Here is a 19,182-nt window from a genome sequence, read left to right on the forward strand (position 1 = left end):
TAAATTGTCATATTATTTCAAAAATAATGCGACATTGGTTATAATATAAGGTGCTTATTGCAATTCTTCACCCCCGACTGCAAGAGCACGGGGTAAAAAGAGTGCAATAATCTTGTTATTTTTATTACAGAACCGCCCGCAAGGGGCAAAGGACAAATTGCCCCAGCGAGAGGTTCGTTAATGTTCACAATCATGACTAAATGAAGCAAGTTTAGTATGGGGTGCTTCATTTGGCCTTAAAACGGACATGTCCGAAAAAGGCTCTGGTGTGACCAGATGTTTAAACTAAAATTGCAGTCATTCCAGAAGTGGTCATGCTGTGCATGCAACTTTCTGATCCGGTGGTGTGACCAAGGATAAGTCAATGCATAGGAAGGATGCGGGCTTATGCGGTCATCGGAAGAGAAAGATGTCGCGCTTCAAATATGCGCTGACTAAATATTGTTACCATATAAAATTTAAAATTTAAAGTGGTCTGACACATCTCAGCAGCGACACTCACTTTAAAGCTTTGTGTAGTATGTTCAACTGGCCTTTTGGCGACAGGAATTTAAAAAGCATTCATCAAAGCGCGAGTCAAAACGGCATGTGGCATTGGTTTTTGAAAGAAAGAAAGGCTTGGATGCCGCTTGGTCATTTCTTTTGGCAGGCTGGCACTGCTATAAATGATGACAAAGATACCGTGGCCAAGAAGTCTTTCCAGTACCGGCGTAACATTGCCGTCACTTAAATTCATGTCTAATATCGCCGCATGGATAGTGTGGTGTTCAATAATATCCAGCGCATGTTGCACCGAACTGCAAGGCCCCAAGACTGTGCCATGCGCTTCTTCCACAGTTGCCGCAACATCCATGGCGGTTATCAACTCATCTTCAACAATAAGAATGTTCAAGTCCTGAAGCGTAACTGGCATATTTAGCCTGCCTGATTGAAAACCGGTTAATCCTTTTCCGACGTAGGCTGTATAATATGCCTTTAAAAGCATTTAACGACTGTCAATTTGTGCATTTAAAGGCAGTTTAGGTGTATTTTTTATTAAGATGCAATAATATTACAATATAATAATATTATGAACAAGTTATTTAAAAAGCGGTAAATGTCAGTGTTGTCAAAGATCTGACAATATCCGGAATATTGAGCACATTATCATTGATAAACTTACCGATATCATCTTCTTCTTTGATGTAGATTTTGATCAGCAGGTCGAACTCGCCGCTGGTAGAATAAAGCTCGGAAGCTATTTCACGGCGAAACAGTTCTTCTGCAACCTGATAGGTCTTGCCTGGGGTGCATTGCAGTTGTAAAAAAACGGGTTTCATATTGGGGCTCCGTTCGTTGGCGGTTGAGAGGTAATCCCATCTTTTACTGTAAAGTCATCGGATTACAATGTTATTTCAGCCTTTATTGATGTTGCTTGTTATCGTTAAAAGATTAGTTTATACATAGCCCGCTCGATTATGACTATCTGGAAGAGATCGGGAAACCCGACGCCGACGGAGCAACCACCCCGGAAACTCTCAGGCAAAAGGACCAATTAGTTAAAGAGCATCTGGAGAGCGGCTGAAGGTTTCGAGGGTTGAAAACCGCTAAGCCCACCGAAGGAGAAAGTCTTTTCGCCTTGTTGTCAAATCAGGGCAGAAACGCTGAGCACGGATGAATTAACATCCGGCCACGTGGAAAGGCCAAACTCTCAGGTTCCATGACAGATGGGGTTTCATGTCTTCTGGCTTTTACAGGTTCAGAGGATCGGGTGGAACATCTGTTTGTGGGATTAACATGTCACATATCGCAATTATTGGCGCCGGTATTACCGGTATTACGACGGCTTATGCACTTTTGAAACAAGGGCATGAGGTGACGGTTTTTGATCGTAACCGTTATGCCGCCATGGAAACATCTTTTGCCAATGGCGGTCAGCTTTCTGCATCCAATGCGGAAGTTTGGAACAATTGGGGCACAGTTCTTAAAGGTATCAAATGGATTTTGCGCAAAGATGCGCCTTTATTGATGAGCCCTAAACCTTCATGGCATAAATATTCATGGTTGACGGAATTTATGCTCAATATTCCGAAATATCAGAGCAATACCGTTGCAACGGCGAAGCTTGCAATTGAAGCGCGTCAGCATCTTTACCGTATCGCCGAAGAAGAAAACATCAATTTTGATCTGGAAAAACGCGGTATCCTCCATGTTTACCGGAACGAAGCAGGTTATCGCCATGCGGAAAAGGTCAATCAATTGCTGACTCAGGCCGGCCTTGATCGCAGAGCGGTCTCTCCGGAAGAAGCAAAGCAAATCGAACCGGCACTGACTGGCTCTTTATATGGCGGCTTTTTCACCCCGTCCGATGCGACCGGTGATATTCATAAATTTACGCGCGGCCTTGCAGATGCGGCAATGCGCAAAGGTCTGAAATTTATTGGTGATGCCGATGTTGAGAACCTGTCTCATACCGGCAATGGTATTGAAATCAGCTGGCGCAGCAATTCCTGCCCTGAAAAATCTGATCTGCAAAAAGCCCAATTTGATGCGGTTGTAATCTGTGCGGGCATTGGCAGCCGTCGTTTTGCCTCGATGCTGGGTGATCGGGTCAATATTTATCCGGTTAAAGGTTATTCAATCACCATTAATCTCGATACTGAACATTGCCAGCAGGCGGCACCTTGGGTGAGCCTGCTTGATGATGATGCAAAAATCGTCACCAGCCGTTTGGGGCTGACACGCTTGCGCGTGGCAGGTACGGCCGAATATAACGGTGATAATCGCGATATCCGTCATGATCGCATTCGGCCATTGGTGGAATGGAGCCGCAGCTTCTTCCCTGAAATGAGCACATCCAGCGTGGTGCCGTGGGCGGGATTGCGTCCGATGATGCCGGATATGATGCCCCGCGTCGGTGCGGGCAGCAAGCCGCGTGTTTTCTATAATACCGGTCACGGACATCTGGGTTGGACTTTGTCGGCCGTTACTGCTGAAATGATTACACAGCAAATTTGTGGAGCATTTCCGGCAGGCGAAAAAGAAAAGCAAGCCGCATAACGCCAGCAATATTTCATAATATTACGGTATTATCTTGAGATAAGGATTATCTTTTAAGATAAGAAATAAACTGGTTACAAACCAGACGCGTTGAGATATAATTTCTGTGCTTTCTCTTATGACTTTAGAAGAGAGAAAGCGCAGGGAATATTTAAATATAACAGTTTTTCCGGCCTGTTTCATCTCTGCCGATTTCAATAATAAGCTCGCAGCTGTTTGAAAGGCAGAGCCGCTAATGGGGAGGGCGAACTACGTTATGAAATTTGCATTGCCTGCAGTTTTATTGCTTGTTTCACTCTTTTTATGCAGCGTCTGGTTCTATTCGCGTGAGCGTAAATATCTTCTGATTTGTGCCGCAGGTTTCCTTTTAATTTCTCTTGCTGCCTGCATTCAAACGGTTGAAATTATCCCGTTTAAAGGCGGGACTTCTGTCACAAGCGCTTTCTGTTATATTTTGGGAAGTCAGCTTATGACGGGCGGCGTGCTTTACCGCTCTGGAAAAACGATTAATCTTTTCGTTTATGTTTTGATACTTATGATAATAATCTGCGGAATTATCTATTTTTATTATTTTGATAACAATTTATTTGCGAGAATTTACTTGGTTAATTTTGGTATGGCTGCATTCTTTTTGATTTCGGTTTTCCGGTTGCGCAAACTGGTGTGGGGCACCAACGCAGACCGTATCTTGCTTGGTTGCTTGCTTTTGGTGGGGCTGCATTTCTTCCCGAAAGTATTAATGACGGATGATACCGTTCATAAGGTTATGCAGGTGGATGCATATTTAGATAGTTCTTATTGGGATATGACCTCCTTTTGGTCGGCCATTCTGGGGCTGGTATTCGGTGTAATTATCATTCTCTCGGTCGGGATGGAGGTTATCGCGCTTTTGACCCGTGACCGCGATACGGATGTGTTGACGGGTCTTTTGAACCGTCGTGGCTTGATGAATCGTTTGAGCGCAATTTCGGAAGAAAAACGTATCCGCGCCGATAGCATCATTATGTGCGATATTGATCATTTTAAAAATATTAATGACACTTACGGTCATGCAACCGGTGACAAAGTACTCAAGCAATTCGCATCTATTCTGTCAGGCTCCATAGGTACGCGCGATTTGGCTATTCGTCTGGGTGGTGAGGAATTTGTGCTGATTTTGCATCAAAAAAGCGTCGAGCAAGCTTATATTTTGATTGAAAGATTACGCAATGAAATCGAAGAGACTTTCTTCGATGGGCTTGAGGATACGCATATTCTGACCTGTAGTTTCGGTATTGCTAAATTGTATCATCATGAAGATATCTGGGCGGTGATCGAACGTGCCGACAAGAATTTATATAAGGCCAAAAATGGCGGTCGCAATAGAACTTATGCTGAAGATGCGAAAGTTCCTTTTAACTATTCTGCTTAAAAAAAGCCTTAATTTGCGCTTTCCTGTTTGCAAGCATTAAATTCATTTTGCAATGTCTTGCACTATGGGCATTAAATTGCTTTTAATGCCTATTCGCTCCTTTTCCGTTCTTCTGACAGGCCGGATCATTAATATATTTTACGGATTTTGACTGAAAAGAGCCTGATGAAACTGCATGAATTTATAATTGTTGGCACTGTGTTTTTTGCAATGCCGGCAAATGCCATGACAGCGCTGGAAATTGCCCAGTTAAAAAAACTGGATCCTGCGACACGCCTTGAGCAACGCTGTGATGTGGAAGCAATGGAGGCGGTTGGTCGTTCAGAACCCGGCTTCAGCCCTGATAAAGTGCTGGCCTATGCTTTTGCTGAACCCAGCATTAAGCCGCAATCCATTGTGGCGAAAGGGGCTGCTTTGCGCAGTCGTAATCAATGGTACCGTCTCTCTTACACTTGTGAAACCGATACTGATCGGATGACGATTTTGTCGTTCAAATATAAATTGGGTGACATCGTCCCTCATGATCAATGGGACGCCCATTATCTGGTGCCATGAAAATTAAAAAAGCCGCCTGGAATGCATATTTCAGGCGGCTTTTTCATTTGGAGGTGATGGATTAATTTTCGTCTTCGCTCATATCATCGGCACGGCATTCTTTCAGCAGAATTTGTTCTTCAGCGGTATGGTCTGCTTCAAGGAATGATAGCACGGCTTCGCCGGCTTTTTCATGCCAGCGATAGCTGTCCTGTTCGTCGATTGCTATATAAAGCGCGCCGCTTCCGCTTGGTGCATTGGTCATGGAAACTTGCTTGCCGTCAACATTGAGAACTGCAAAAGATGTTCCTGCGGCTGTGTTGATATAGGTGACGGGAATGACGATGTTGCGTTCACAATAATAGTCAACTTTTTGGATCGTATCGCCGCCGGCAGGTTGTGCCATTGTGACACCAGCTTGTAAGATCAGGCCGGCGCCCATCGTCAACAAGGCAATTGATTTCATCATCTAAACTCCGTTCATAACCATCTTATTTTATGATAGATTGATGGCATGAATTAGGAAAGATGAAAACATAAATAATAATCTGCATGAGCGACTGCAGGCTCTGACTTTTTTATGCCGCGAATAAGCGTTAAAAGAGCACACGAAAAAGTGATCTTTTATGATGCATAGCTGTTGAATGGCAGTAACGTGGGTAAGGTCATAAACGATTATTCTGTCTGGTATCATTTTTAAATACAGAGAAAAAATGTCGAAATTAGCAGGTTTTAGCCTTGTGTTAGTTCTGGTTTCCGGTTGTGCAGGCGTTGATTATACGCAGAAAAACTATGCCGGTTTACCAGCCATCGACTATAAAACCGATGATGGCCGCAACTATCGCATTGTTGAAAATCGCGAACAGAAGAAAATTCTGATTGGCCCTTCGATCGATCCTTCTGCATCCCGTGGGTTTGTGAAAGGTTTGGCGCTGGGAAGTGGCATAGATCCGGTTTCACCGGTGGTGGTGCGTGATGCAGCCGAAGCTTATTTGAATTCATCCAACCGGCGTTGCGAGAGCCGTGACGTTACAATGATCGTCGATCCTTATTATGAAGTGCGCTATATTTGCGGCTTCGCTGTGACACGGCGCAATCGTGGTTTTTAAGCCAGTGTAAAAACGGGGGGTGTTTTTTTTGTATAGATGCAGGGCAGCAGGCCTGCTACATTAAGCAGGTTGAGCAAGCGTCTTGGAAATCTATTTTCCGTGAAGTGCGGGTAGAGGTTATATTTTCTGCGATCACGCTATTTCAGGTGGTGTTCATAAGTTTTCTTTGCTTCACATTTTGCTAGGCTGAACATTGTTAACCAGATGGAGGCATGCATGAACAAGACTTTTGTGAGAGTGTTGGCGGGTGCTTTTCTGGCGAGTGCTGCGATGGGAGCAGCAACAGGGGTAGTGGCCGCACAGCAAGTGCTGCTGAATGTGTCTTATGATCCGACGCGCGAGCTGTATAAGGATTATAACGCAGCATTTGCAAAACATTGGAAAGCAGAAACCGGTGAAACGATCACAATCCGCACATCGCATGGCGGATCGGGCGCACAGGCGCGTTCTGTCATTGATGGTATTGATGCCGATGTGGTAACGCTGGCGTTACAAAGCGATATTGATGCTATTGTTGAACGAACGGGCAAAATTGCTGAAGATTGGCGGACAAAATTGCCGAAAAATTCAGCCCCCTATACATCTACAATCGTGTTTTTGACCCGTAAGGGCAATCCTAAAAATATTACAAGCTGGGCAGATCTGACCAAAGACGGTGTCGAGGTGATTACGCCCAACCCGAAAACATCGGGTGGTGCGCGCTGGAATTATCTGGCTGCATGGGGATGGGCACATCAGCAATTTAATGGCGATGAAGAGAAGATCAAAGGCTATCTCTCTGAACTTTTCCGCCATGTACCGGTATTGGATACGGGAGCGCGCGGCTCGACCACCACTTTCGTGCAGCGCCAATTAGGTGATGTGCTGCTGGCATGGGAAAATGAAGCCTATTTGTCGGTGGCCGAATTTGGCGACGATGCCTTTGATATTGTTGTGCCGGAGGTTTCCATTCTGGCAGAACCGCCAGTTGCTGTGGTGGATAAAAATGTGGATAGCAAGGGTACTCGTAAATTAGCGGAAAGCTACTTGCAGTATCTGTATTCACCTGAGGGTCAAGCGATAGCTTCCAAGCATTATTATCGTCCGTCTTTGCCGGAGCTGGTACCTGAAGGTCAGTTGAAGCCGTTACCGGATGTGAAATTGCTGACAATTGACGATCCGATTTTCGGTGGTTGGAAAAAAGCACAGCCTTATCATTTTGGTGATGGCGGTACTTTTGACCAGATTTACAAGCCGGGCAGATGATCTTGTTTGGTTTCGTGAACATAACTGCTCTCAAAACCAAAGGGTGTGATTGATGTCATCAGGGCTCACGCGACCGGGTGGTTTTAACTTTCGTCAACCGAGTGTGTTGCCTGGTTTCAGGCTCACATTTGGTTTGAGTGTTACCTATCTGACCCTGTTGATTCTCATTCCGCTGGCTGTATTGGTTCTTTATGCCAGTGGCTTGGGGTGGGCCGGGTTTTGGCGTATCGCTATGGATCAGCGCACTCTTTATGCGCTGCAAACAAGCTTTGGCACGGCTTTTGTGGCCGCGCTCATCAATGTGGTGTTCGGCGTGTTGGTGGCATGGGTTTTGGTGCGTTACCGCTTTCCGGGACGACGTCTCGTGGATGCAATTGTTGATTTGCCCTTTGCATTGCCGACAGCAGTGGCAGGGATAGCATTGACTGCTATTTATGCGCCCAATGGCTGGATCGGCAGTATCTTGATGCAATTCAACACGCGGGTGGCTTTCACCAAAGCCGGTATTGTGATTGCGCTGGTTTTCATCGGTCTGCCTTTTATTGTGCGCACCGTTCAGCCGATTATGGAAGAGATCAGCCGCGAGGTTGAGGAAGCGGCGGCAACTCTTGGTGCCAGTCGTTTCCAAACCATTTGGCGGGTGTTGCTGCCGGGGTTGCAACCAGCAATTCTGACCGGTTTCGCGCTCGCTTTCGCCCGTGGTGTCGGTGAATATGGATCGGTGATTTTTATTGCCGGCAATACGCCTTATGTGTCGGAAATTGCACCTTTGCTGATCGTTATCAAGCTGGAAGAGTTTGATTATCGCGGCGCAGCAGCTATCGGCACCATCATGCTGTTCTTGTCATTTTTGATGTTGTTTATCATCAATCTTTTGCAAAGCTGGAGCAGGAGGAAATATGGCTATCAAAATTGATCAGCGCACTCTGCCTGCCGATGATCATGCGGTGAGCGAACAAGGCTGGGTACGCTTTAGTCTGATTGCGATTGCAATGTTGTTCTTGAGCTTGGTGCTGATTTTACCGGTACTGACGGTCTTCATCGAAGCATTCCGCAAAGGTGTAACGCATTATTTTGATGCTTTTATAGAGCCCGATGCAATTGCGGCCATCCGCCTGACTTTGCTTGTGGCGGCTATTTCCGTGCCGGTTAATCTGTTTTTTGGTGTGGCTGGCGCATGGGCGATTGCTAAATTCGAGTTCAAGGGCAAAGCTTTTTTGACCACTTTGATCGATCTGCCTTTTTCGGTGTCTCCGGTGATTTCAGGTCTGGTTTTTGTGTTGTTGTTTTCCAGCCAAAGTCTGTTGGGGCCGTGGCTGAAATCCTATAATATCGACATTCTTTTTGCGGTTCCCGGTATCGTACTGGCAACTTTGTTTGTCACTTTCCCCTTTGTTGCACGTGAGTTGATACCTTTGATGCAAGAACAGGGCACAGGTGATGAAGAAGCGGCCTTGTCGCTTGGTGCCAGCGGCTGGCAGACCTTCTGGTATGTGACTTTACCGAATATCAAATGGGGGCTGCTCTACGGTGTTTTGCTGTGCAATGCGCGTGCAATGGGCGAGTTCGGGGCAGTTTCTGTTGTCTCCGGCCATATTCGCGGGTTGACCAACACCATGCCGCTGCATGTGGAAATTCTCTATAATGAATATAATTTTGTCGGCGCTTTTGCGGTGGCATCGCTGCTGACCTTGCTGGCGCTTTTAACGCTGGCGCTGAAAGCGCTTTTGGAAATGCGCTATAGCGCAGAACTTGCAAGCAATGGCGGCAGGCATTGAGGGGTCGTATTTAATGGATGTTCGCGTTGTTGATGTGAAGAAGCAGTTTGGCCAGTTTCCGGCTTTGCATAATGTTTCATTGGATATCAATTCAGGCGAGTTAATCGCTTTGCTTGGGCCTTCAGGCTCGGGGAAAACCACTTTGTTGCGGCTGATTGCAGGGCTTGAAACTCCCTCTGAAGGCGCCATTTTCTTTGGCGATGAAGATGCCTCTGCCAAAACCGTGCAGGAGCGTAATGTCGGCTTTGTGTTTCAGCATTATGCACTGTTCCGGCATATGACTGTGGCTGATAATATTGGTTTTGGTCTTAAAGTGCGCCCGCGGGGGTCGCGTGAAACAAATGCGGAAATTCGCCGCCGTGCTTTGCAGCTTTTGGATTTTGTCCAGCTGAAAGGGCTTGAAGATCGCTATCCGTCGCAGCTTTCCGGTGGTCAGCGTCAGCGGGTAGCGCTTGCCCGCGCTATGGCGATTGAACCAAAACTCTTGTTGCTGGATGAGCCATTCGGTGCATTGGATGCGCAGGTGCGTAAAGAATTGCGCAAATGGCTGCGCGAAATTCACGAAAAGACCGGCCATACGACAGTTTTTGTCACCCATGATCAGGATGAAGCGCTGGAACTGGCCGATCGCGTGGTGGTGATGAGCCAAGGCAAGATTGAACAGGTTGGTACACCTGATGAGGTTTATGATCACCCGAATTCACCTTTCACTTATGGTTTTGTCGGTGAATCCAATCATCTGACTGTCGAAGTCAGGGATGGTGAAATTTTTATTCAAAATGCTCCAAGCGGTTTGAAGGCGGACGGCTTTCCTGAGCGCCAAGGGTTGCTTTATTTCCGACCGCATGATGTTGTGTTGGTAGGTGCTGATGAAGATGGCATTGACGGTGTGATTTTAAGCAGTCGCCGTTCTGGTAGCAGGCGTCGTGTGGAGCTGAATATTGATGAAGGCAATGCACCGGTAGAAATTGAAGTGCCGGCCAATTTGCCTGAGCCTGAAGGGGCAAGTTTGAAATTCCGCCCGCATCATTGGTCGTTGTTTTTAGGCTAAGTCGTGCTCTTGGGCAGCTTTGCTCGAATTATTTGTATTTTAAGCGCTTTTTATAACACAAGATTAAAAACCGGAACGAAAAGTGCATTGAGAATTGGCCAAATTGCGTCACAGCAATAAGCTCTGACGCAATTTGGCCTAATCTTGTTCGCAGACACGGAACTATTCGTGTTTTACTTCGTTATCTTCCAATTAAGAGGGGTTTCAATTCTCTGTCTGGTATTGATTAAGGATGCTTTTGGTTTTCGGACATGCAGCTGCATCGGTACCGCTTGTGACGTGTAACTCTCTCAACTTTTAGATCCACCGCATATTGATTTTGAAAAATCCTTCCAAGCTTTTCTCAATATGCATCTGATGATTTCTACCTGAAAGGCTGCCAAGGCATATGCCCAAATTGTCTTCTTCGCTGTCTTCGATGTTTTCTTCCAACGATCAGATGATCCTGCCCCCTGAACAGCCCGCACCGGTGCGGTTAAATTATAAAACACCGGAAGAATTGCAGCAGATCGCAGCCTCTGTGGCACGCGGCGAAGCGCTGGCTTTATCGGGTTATGAGCAGTTCGCTTTTGACAAAAGATTATCAGAAAACGCAAAATTTATTCTGCATGCCTATCGCTCGTCAGATGCGGCAGCACGTGCGGGTGAAACCATTACACCTGCCGCACAGTGGCTACTTGATAACCATTATTTGATCGATAAAAATATCCAGCAGGTGCGCCGTGATTTACCGCCGCGCTTTATGCGGCAGTTGCCGGTCTATCCGTCTGTGCAGACGATGCCGCGTATTTTTGCACTTGCCTGGCTTTATGTCGGCCATATCGACAGTAACTTTTCACTGAAAACACTGACTGCGCTGGTGCAGGGTTTTCAAACTGTAGAGCCGTTGCGTATCGGGGAGCTTTGGGCGCTTCCTTCCGCCATCCGTTATGTGCTGATTGAAAATGCACGCCGGCTTGCGCTGCGTGTCGAGCGCGCACGCAATATGCGCAATCTTGCCAACCGTGCAGCTGATGAAATCATTGTCGTTAAAAATGATGATGAACTGAACGCTGTATTGGCACATATTCAGCCGGTGGTAGCCGACAGCACCTTCACCACTCATTTGCTGTATCGCTTGCGCAGTGCACCAACCGATACGGGGCCCTCCACGTCATGGCTTGAAGCCGAATTGAAGCGTGTTGGTACCGATAGCGAAGATGCCATTGTCGAAGAACATGCCCGTCAGTCCAGCGGTGGCGTAACGATGGGTAATCTTATTCGCAGCCTCAAAGCGATTGACGATATTGATTGGCCGTCATGGTTTGAAACAGTCAGTGTTGTTGATGCGATTTTGCGTGAGAAATGCGATTTCGAGCGATTGGATTTCCGCTCACGCAATGCTTATCGTGTGACCATTGAAAAGTTGGCACGTCGCTCTAAAATGAGCGAGGTGGAAATCACCCATGCTGCATTGAGATTGGCGGAAGATGGTGAAGCGGCAGAGGCTGCCGGTCATGATGCTGCCAAAGGTACAGGTGCGATCGCCTATTATTTAGCTGGTGACGGACGAAAAAAGCTGGAGGAAATCTGCAGCTATAATATTCCTTTTTCTGTGCGTTTTGAACGGTTTTATCGTGGTCTCGGTCTTTGGGGCTTGTTCCTGCCGACAGCAATTCTCACCGGGTTGCTTTTATGGCTGGTGGAATATTGCATGAGCCGTCTGGGGTTGCCGGGCGAGTTGCAGTTTTTGTTTGTCATATTGGCATTGTTTCCGGCGATGGAAGCGAGTTATTCGCTGGTTAACTCTTTGGTTCCGTGGTTTTTACAGCCAACACGCTTGATCGGTTATGAATATAAAGATGGCTTGCCGGAAGAAGCGCGCACTTTGGTGGCTGTTCCGACGCTGATCAATTCACGCGATACTGTTGATGAGCAGATCCGTAATTTGGAAGTGCATTATCTGACCAATCCGCGCGGTGAGGTATATTTTGCACTGGTCAGTGATTGGCTGGATGCAGAGGTTGAAGTTACACCTGCGGATATGGAAATTTATGACTATGCGCAGCAAGAAATTGCCCGTTTGAACGTGCAATATGGTGCAATTGATGCACCGCGCTTCTTTGTTTTACATCGCCGTCGTTTATATAATAACAAGCAAGGTTGCTGGATGGGATGGGAGCGCAAGCGCGGCAAACTGCATGAGCTCAATCTGCTCTTGCGCGGTGATCGCGATACGAGCTTCTTCCCGCCGGATGAAAAACTGCCGGCCGGTATTCGCTTTGTAATGACATTGGATGCTGATACGCGTCTGACACCGGAAGCGGTGACCTATCTTGCCGGTAAAATGAGCCATCCGCTCAATTGTCCGGTCATTGATCCGGAAACACGTCGTGTGGTGCGCGGTTACGGCATTATGCAACCGCGCGTGACACCATCCCTGACCACCGGTGACGATGCCTCTTTCCTGCAGCGCGTTTTCTCTGCCAATCGTGGTATTGATCCTTATGTGTTTGCGGTCTCCGACACTTATCAGGATTTGCTGGGTGAGGGCACCTTTACCGGTAAAGGCCTTTATGACATCGACGCTTTTGAAGCGGTGATGAAAGACCGGATAAAAGAAAACACTATTCTCAGCCATGATCTACTCGAAGGCGGTTATGCCCGTGCAGCGCTGGTCAGCGATGTGGAAGTGGTGGAAGATTACCCGACCGGCTATAATGTTGACGTGTCGCGCCACCATCGCTGGGCGCGTGGTGACTGGCAGTTGCTGCCTTATCTCTTCTCAATGAAAAGCGGTATCAATGCGATCACCCGCTGGAAGATGGTGGATAATTTACGTCGTTCGCTCAATCCGGTCTTGTGGCTTCTGGCTTCCGTCTCGGGTTGGGTCGTTCTGCCGGTCGGCGCTGCTGCTGTTTGGCAGTTCTTTCTGCTGTTGTCGATTTTTATCGCACCGACTTTTTCCATCGTTACCAATCTCATTCCGGTCAGTATGGATTATTCTTTGAAAGGCCATGCGCAATCCATTCTGACCGACATCGGCCTAGGTACTGCGGATGTAGCATTGCGCACATCCTTCCTTGCTCATTCGGCATTCTTGATGGCTGATGCGATTATCCGCACGCTTTATCGTTTGTTTGTGTCAAAACGTGATTTGCTGGAATGGCACACCGCCGCTCAGGCGAAATCTTCACCTGATACATTGTCTTATTATGCATGGCTGATGTGGCCGGCTATGGCGATTGCTGTTGTGGCTCTGCTCGCTCCTTTATCGGTGGGCACGAAATCCGTGCTTATTGCGTTGCCATTTTTTGTGGTTTGGTTTGCTTCGCCGCTGATTGCATGGCTGGTCAGCCGTTCGGCCAAACCGCAAGATACATTGGAAGTGCGTTCCTCGGATAAAGGGGATTTACGCCGCTTTGCCCGTCGGACTTGGCGCTTCTTTGATGAATTTGCCAATGCAGATAACAATCATCTGCCACCGGATAATTTTCAGGAAGATCCGGCGCCTTTGGTGGCACAACGTACATCGCCAACCAATATCGGTGTTTATGTGTTGTCCGTCGTGGCGGCGCGTGATTTCGGCTGGATCGGCTTTGACGAGACGATCAGACGTTTGTCTGCAACCGTCGATACTTTGGAAAAAATGGAGAAATATCAAGGCCATCTTTATAACTGGTATGAGACCGATACGCTTAATCCATTGCAGCCACTTTATGTGTCGGCAGTGGATAGCGGCAATCTCGCCGGTCATCTGGTCACCCTTTCATCCGCTTTGGAAGAATGGTCAGAAGCACCTTCGGTCTATTTGCAGGCCGATCTTAATGGTCTTCTGGACGTCAACGACGTGCTGGAGCAGGAAATTGTCAAAATTCCTGATGACAGACGTATATTGCGCCCATTGCGCCGACGTTTGGAAGAGCGCATTGCCAATTTCCGCCGTGCAGTGCAGACGATCAAGAAAGAACCGGAAACCGCTTCTTTCCGTACCATCAATCTGTCGCTTTTTGCCAATGATATTCATCGTCTGATGACAGAGCTTGATACGGAGGTGGAAACACTGCAGAGCGCTGAGGCCAAATATTGGGCACAGGTTTTAATCAAAACCTGTAAGGCGCACACTGATGATGCGATCGGTGAACATAATACCGATAGTTTACGTCAAATATTGAGTGATCTTTCCACCCGTTCGCGCCAGCTTGCCTTTGATATGCAGTTCGGTTTCCTTGAGCGTAAAGAACGCCGCTTGCTGTCGATTGGTTTCCGCGTGCAGGAAAACGAGCTGGATGAAAGCTGCTACGATCTGCTTGCATCCGAAGCGCGTCTTGCCAGTCTCTTTGCCATTGCCAAGGGCGATGTTCCGGTGGAGCATTGGTTCCGCTTAGGCCGTCTGCTGGTGCCAGTCGGCTGGAAAGGCGCCTTGCTTTCCTGGTCGGGCTCGATGTTTGAATATCTGATGCCGCCTTTGGTGATGTCAGAACCGCTCGGCTCGATGCTTGATCAAACCAACAAGCTGGTAGTGCAGCGCCAGATTGAATATGCCACCTCGCGCGGACTTCCTTGGGGTATCTCGGAGGCAGCCTTCAATGCCCGTGATGCGCATATGAATTATCAATATTCAAACTTTGGTGTGCCGACACTGGGCTTACAACGCGGCCTGTCGCGCAATGCGGTGATTGCCCCTTATGCTAGCTTATTGGCTTCGCAATATCAGCCTGCAGCTGCGGTGCAAAATCTCAAGCGTTTGGACAAACTTGGTGCGCTTGGCCGCTATGGTTTCTATGATTCCGTTGACTTTACCCCGTCACGGGTACGTGAGGGGCAGGAATATGCTGTAGTGCAGAACTACTATGCCCACCATCACGGCATGGCGATTATCGCGGTCAATAATGTGATTTTTGAAGGTCGTATGCGCGAGCGTTTTCATAGTGATCCGGTGATTGAAGCGGCCGAATTGCTGTTGCAGGAAAAAGCCCCGCGCGAAATTCCGATGGTTTATGCCAAGACAGAAAACCCGATGCGTGTGGATGCCGGTGGTTTTGATGATGCGCCGATGCGGATTATTGAAAAACCACTCAAAGCTCCGCGCAGCACACACCTGATGTCCAATGGTCAATATTCGCTGATGCTCACCGCCAATGGTTCGGGCTATAGCCGTTGGCATAATCTGATGGTGACGCGTTTCCAGCCGGATGCATCGGAAGATATGCAGGGCACATTCATTTTCCTTAAAGATGTGGAAAGTGGTGCATGGTGGTCTGCCACCGGTGAGCCGACACGCTCGACCCATGAGCTCGCCAAGACGGTCTTTACCGAGGACAAGGCCGAGTTTTATAAAACGGCCGGTGATATCAAAACCGTTGTGGAAGTGATTGTCACCTCTGAAACTGACGGTGAAGGCCGCCGCATTGATATCATCAATACCAGCTCGCGAGACCGTGTGCTGGATGTGACATCTTATGCGGAATTGGTGCTGAACAATGAAGATAATGATACGGCGCATCCGGCTTTTGCAAAAATGTTCGTGGAGACGGAAATCGCCGGTAACGGCACGACCATTTATGCGAGCCGTCGCAAACGTGCACCATCCGATCCGGATATGCATGTGGCGCATTTCGTCACCGATATGTCGGGTGCGGCGCGTGAAGTGGAAGCTGAAACCGACCGTCGCGCCTTTATTGGCCGTGGCCGTAATTTACGCAATCCGGCAGCTTTTGATGTGGGCTCGCATCTGACAGGTTCGCAGGGCTGTGTGCTTGATCCGATCGCATCGGTGCGCACGAGGGTGCGTGTACCGGCGCATAAAAAAGTCAGCCTTGTCTTCTGGACATTGGCTGCCGAAACACGTGCCTCTCTGGAAGAAGCTGTCGCACAGCACAATTTCTCCGAAAGCTTTGTGCGTGAATATTCGCTCTCATGGACACGTTCGCAGGTACAGCTCTATCATATCGGCATGAAATCTGCAGAAGCCGTCGAGTGCCAAAAGATTGCATCTTATCTGACCTATCCGGATCGTACTTTACGTCAGCCGCCGGAAACTATCGCTTCGGGCCTTGGCAAACAATCAGACTTGTGGCCGGCATCGATTTCTGGTGACTACCCGATTTTTGCGCTCAGAATTGACAATGAAGCTGATCTCGATGTGCTGCGTGGTCTATTGAAAGCGCACGAATATTGGCTAAGCAAAGGCTTGATTGTTGATGTGGTGGTAGTCAATGAGCGTGCCTTCTCTTACGCTCAGGATACCCAGCGCGCGATTGACTGGATTTTGGAAGGTTTCCGCGCGCGCAGCCATGAAATGCGGGCACATATTTTCTCGGTTCGCCGCGATCAGATGAGTGCGGAAACATACAATACTTTGCTGGCATCGGCTCGCATTGTGATGCACGCGCAAAATGGTTCGCTGGCGGAGCAATTGCGCCGTAGTGATGAATTGTCGGGCGATTTGGCTGCTTTACGTGACGCTAAGCCGTTAAAAGTGTCCGAGACAGCCGGACTGGCAGTCATCGGTTATGGTGAAAAAGAAGAAGCGGCCGCCGATAAAGATAGCAGCAAAAAAGCTCCCGCACTGCCAATTCCTGCACCGCGCCAGACCTATCCGGCACCGGATGGAAGTGATCTATCCTTCTGGAACGGCTATGGCGGCTTTGACAGTGAGGGCGCTTATGTCGTGCGTCTCAACGGTCATATGGTGACACCGCATCCGTGGATTAACGTCATCGCCAATCCGGATTTTGGTTTCCATGTCTCAGTGGAAGGGGCAGGCTTTACTTGGGCTGGCAACAGCCGCGATTATCAGCTGACCCCTTGGGCGAATGATCCCGTTACTAACCGCAGTGGAGAGGCAATCTATCTGGTTGATCTGGAGAGCGGCAAAAGCTTTGCGCCAACGGCTGGTGTGGTGCGTGATGCGGCAGTCACTTATCAGGCGCGTCACGGGCATGGTTTCAGCACATTCTCGGCAAACCACGGCGATGTGGCGCTGGAACTGACCCATATTGTTGATCCGGAAAGACCGGTGCGCTTATCACGTCTGACTGTTACGAATAAGGGCAAAACCACGCGTCGTTTACGCAATTATGCCTATGCCGAATGGGTTCTTGGCAATAAACGCGCCAAAAATGCGCCATTTATTGTGCCGTCTTACCGGCCAGATTTGCATGCTCTTCTGGCACGCAATCCTTATCACACTGACCGCTCAAAGCAGGTTGCGTTTTTCGCCATGTCGCAAAAGCCGCAATCCGTCACCTCCGACCGTTCCGAATTTATCGGCCATACCGGTTCGGTGGAAATGCCGGATGCCGTGATGAAAGCGCAGGCACTTTCCAATATTGTTGAAGCCGGGCGCGATCCTTGTGCCGCTTTAGCTTTTAATTTTGAATTGAAAGCCGGCGAGACCAAAGAAATCATCTTCTATCTTGGTGACGAGAAAGATGAGGCATCGGCAAGCGCATTGCTTGAAGATATCAGAGGCGTTGATTTTGACGCCGCATTGCAAGCTTGCCGCAACCAATGGAAAGAATTCTTTAAACCGGTACAGGTCAAAACGCCTGATCAGTCCTTTGACGTGATGGTCAATGGTTGGCTGCCATATCAAAGCCTAGCCTGCCGTATCTGGGCACGTGCTGCTTTCTATCAGGCCAGTGGTGCCTATGGTTTCCGTGATCAGTTGCAAGATAGCCTGTCGCTGTTGCTGCTTGACCCAAGCTTGGCACGTACGCAGTTGATCAATGTTGCATCGCGTCAATTTGAAGAAGGTGACGTGCAGCATTGGTGGCTACCGGAAACGGGTGCAGGCGTCAGAACATTGATTTCCGATGATGTCGTCTGGCTAGGTTATGCAGCGTCGCTTTATGTGGAAACCACCGGCGATACGGCTGTGTTGGATGAACAGATACCTTTCTTAAAAGGGGCGGTGCTTGAAGAAGGCCAGCATGATGCCTTCTATCAGCCGGAAATCACCGAGCACACGGTGAGTGTCTATGAGCATTGTGCCTTGGCGCTTGATCTTGCCATCAAACGCACCGGCCAGCATGGTTTGCCATTGATGTTGGGGGGCGACTGGAATGACGGCATGAACCTTGTTGGCGTTGAAGGGCGTGGCGAAAGCGTCTGGCTTGGCTGGTTCTTGAGCTATACACTCAAACAAATGCTGCCGATTGCCCAAAGCCGTAACGACCAAATTCGTGTGAAAGAGTGGGGTGCACATCTGGAAAGCCTCTCACAAGCCTTGGAGCGTGATGGCTGGGACGGTGCATGGTATCGCCGTGGCTTCTACGACAATGGCGCTTTGCTTGGCTCGAAAGAGAGTGACGAATGCTCAATTGATGCGATCGCGCAATCATGGGGCGTTTTGTCGGGCACGGCTTCTGATGAACGTGCAGAACAGGCAATGCAATCGCTGCATGAGCACCTGTTGGATGATGAGGGCGGGTTGCTACGTCTCTTTACGCCGCCATTTAACAAGACCGAGCAACAGCCGGGTTATATTAAAGGCTATCCGCCGGGTGTGCGTGAAAATGGCGGCCAATATACCCATGGTGCGACATGGGCCATTCTGGCACTGACCAAAATGGGTAAGGCTAAAGAAGCCTATCAGCTGTTCTCGATGATCAATCCGGTCAATCACGGGGCAGAACCTGAGATCTACCGCGTCGAGCCTTATGTGATTGCCGCTGATATTTACTCGGTGGAGCCGCGACGCGGACAGGGCGGCTGGACATGGTATACAGGCTCCGCCGGTTGGTTCTTCCGTGTTGCTACAGAAGGCATTTTGGGGCTTAAACGCCGTGGTGATCAGCTCTTTATCGAGCCTTGTTTGCCACCGGAATGGGATGGTTTTGAAGCCGATCTGCACTTTGGCAAAGCGCATTATCATGTGGTGGTGAAACGCGGTGCCAAGGCGCGAACAGTAATGGTTGACGGTAAAAAACTAGCCCAATCCATGGAAAGCATCACGATTGCTGAAGATGGCAACCATGAAATTTTGCTTGAGCTTCTGTAATTAAGCTGAAATGATTGAAAAGGCGGGTA

Annotated in this window: 12 protein-coding genes and 1 riboswitch; of the genes, 9 read left to right on the plus strand and 3 right to left on the minus strand. The window is 48.5% G+C overall.

Going from position 1 to position 19,182, the window contains the following annotated elements; translation table 11 throughout:
- Nucleotides 1-550: 550 nt before the first annotated feature.
- Together JNC77_RS02090 and JNC77_RS02095 are read right to left on the minus strand one after the other, a co-directional pair.
- Nucleotides 551-913, minus strand: a complete 363-nt coding sequence (locus JNC77_RS02090; RefSeq protein ID WP_374830431.1) for a response regulator — start codon at nt 911-913, stop codon at nt 551-553.
- Nucleotides 914-1,082: 169 nt separating this feature from the next.
- Complete coding sequence (locus tag JNC77_RS02095; RefSeq protein ID WP_184222405.1) at nt 1,083-1,319, minus strand: Lrp/AsnC ligand binding domain-containing protein; 237 nt, start codon at nt 1,317-1,319, stop codon at nt 1,083-1,085.
- A 137-nt stretch (nt 1,320-1,456) separates the two neighbouring features.
- A riboswitch (glycine riboswitch) is annotated at nt 1,457-1,543 on the plus strand.
- A 233-nt stretch (nt 1,544-1,776) separates the two neighbouring features.
- On the opposite strand from JNC77_RS02095, the gene JNC77_RS02100 reads away from it, so the two are divergent.
- From JNC77_RS02100 to JNC77_RS02110, 3 genes are all read left to right on the plus strand, one after another.
- Nucleotides 1,777-3,039, plus strand: a complete 1,263-nt coding sequence (locus tag JNC77_RS02100; RefSeq protein WP_374829055.1) for a D-amino acid dehydrogenase — start codon at nt 1,777-1,779, stop codon at nt 3,037-3,039.
- A 616-nt stretch (nt 3,040-3,655) separates the two neighbouring features.
- Nucleotides 3,656-4,450, plus strand: a complete 795-nt coding sequence (locus tag JNC77_RS02105) for a GGDEF domain-containing protein (RefSeq protein ID WP_374829056.1) — start codon at nt 3,656-3,658, stop codon at nt 4,448-4,450.
- 165 nt (nt 4,451-4,615) lie between these two features.
- Nucleotides 4,616-5,005 (plus strand): DUF930 domain-containing protein, encoded by a 390-nt coding sequence (locus JNC77_RS02110; RefSeq protein ID WP_374829057.1) that lies wholly within the window; start codon nt 4,616-4,618, stop codon nt 5,003-5,005.
- A gap of 61 nt (nt 5,006-5,066) precedes the next feature.
- Here the strand turns inward: JNC77_RS02110 and JNC77_RS02115 are convergent, their stop codons facing one another.
- Nucleotides 5,067-5,453 (minus strand): MliC family protein, encoded by a 387-nt coding sequence (locus tag JNC77_RS02115; RefSeq protein WP_374829058.1) that lies wholly within the window; start codon nt 5,451-5,453, stop codon nt 5,067-5,069.
- A 244-nt stretch (nt 5,454-5,697) separates the two neighbouring features.
- Between JNC77_RS02115 and JNC77_RS02120 the strand changes: the two genes are divergently transcribed.
- The 6 genes from JNC77_RS02120 (at nt 5,698) to JNC77_RS02145 (ending at nt 19,153) form a co-directional block, all read left to right on the plus strand.
- Complete coding sequence (locus JNC77_RS02120; RefSeq protein WP_374829059.1) at nt 5,698-6,093, plus strand: hypothetical protein; 396 nt, start codon at nt 5,698-5,700, stop codon at nt 6,091-6,093.
- 216 nt (nt 6,094-6,309) lie between these two features.
- Nucleotides 6,310-7,338 (plus strand): sulfate ABC transporter substrate-binding protein, encoded by a 1,029-nt coding sequence (locus JNC77_RS02125; RefSeq protein ID WP_374829060.1) that lies wholly within the window; start codon nt 6,310-6,312, stop codon nt 7,336-7,338.
- 52 nt (nt 7,339-7,390) lie between these two features.
- Nucleotides 7,391-8,254, plus strand: coding sequence for a sulfate ABC transporter permease subunit CysT (gene cysT / locus JNC77_RS02130; protein ID WP_374829061.1), 864 nt, complete (start codon nt 7,391-7,393; stop codon nt 8,252-8,254).
- Nucleotides 8,238-9,116, plus strand: a complete 879-nt coding sequence (cysW, locus tag JNC77_RS02135) for a sulfate ABC transporter permease subunit CysW (protein WP_374829062.1) — start codon at nt 8,238-8,240, stop codon at nt 9,114-9,116. Before cysT ends, cysW begins: the two co-directional genes overlap by 17 nt.
- Nucleotides 9,117-9,129: 13 nt before the next feature.
- Nucleotides 9,130-10,167 carry a sulfate/molybdate ABC transporter ATP-binding protein gene (locus JNC77_RS02140; protein ID WP_374829063.1) on the plus strand — a complete coding sequence of 346 codons (1,038 nt, stop codon included), beginning with the start codon at nt 9,130-9,132 and terminating at the stop codon, nt 10,165-10,167.
- A gap of 388 nt (nt 10,168-10,555) precedes the next feature.
- The gene (locus tag JNC77_RS02145) at nt 10,556-19,153 is read left to right on the plus strand and encodes a glycoside hydrolase family 94 protein (protein WP_374829064.1); all 8,598 of its coding nucleotides are present in this window, start codon (nt 10,556-10,558) and stop codon (nt 19,151-19,153) included.
- The last annotated feature ends 29 nt before the right edge of the window (nt 19,154-19,182 follow it).

It is taken from the genome of Paenochrobactrum pullorum, from assembly GCF_041929845.1.
Taxonomy (GTDB): Bacteria; Pseudomonadota; Alphaproteobacteria; order Rhizobiales; family Rhizobiaceae; genus Paenochrobactrum; species Paenochrobactrum pullorum.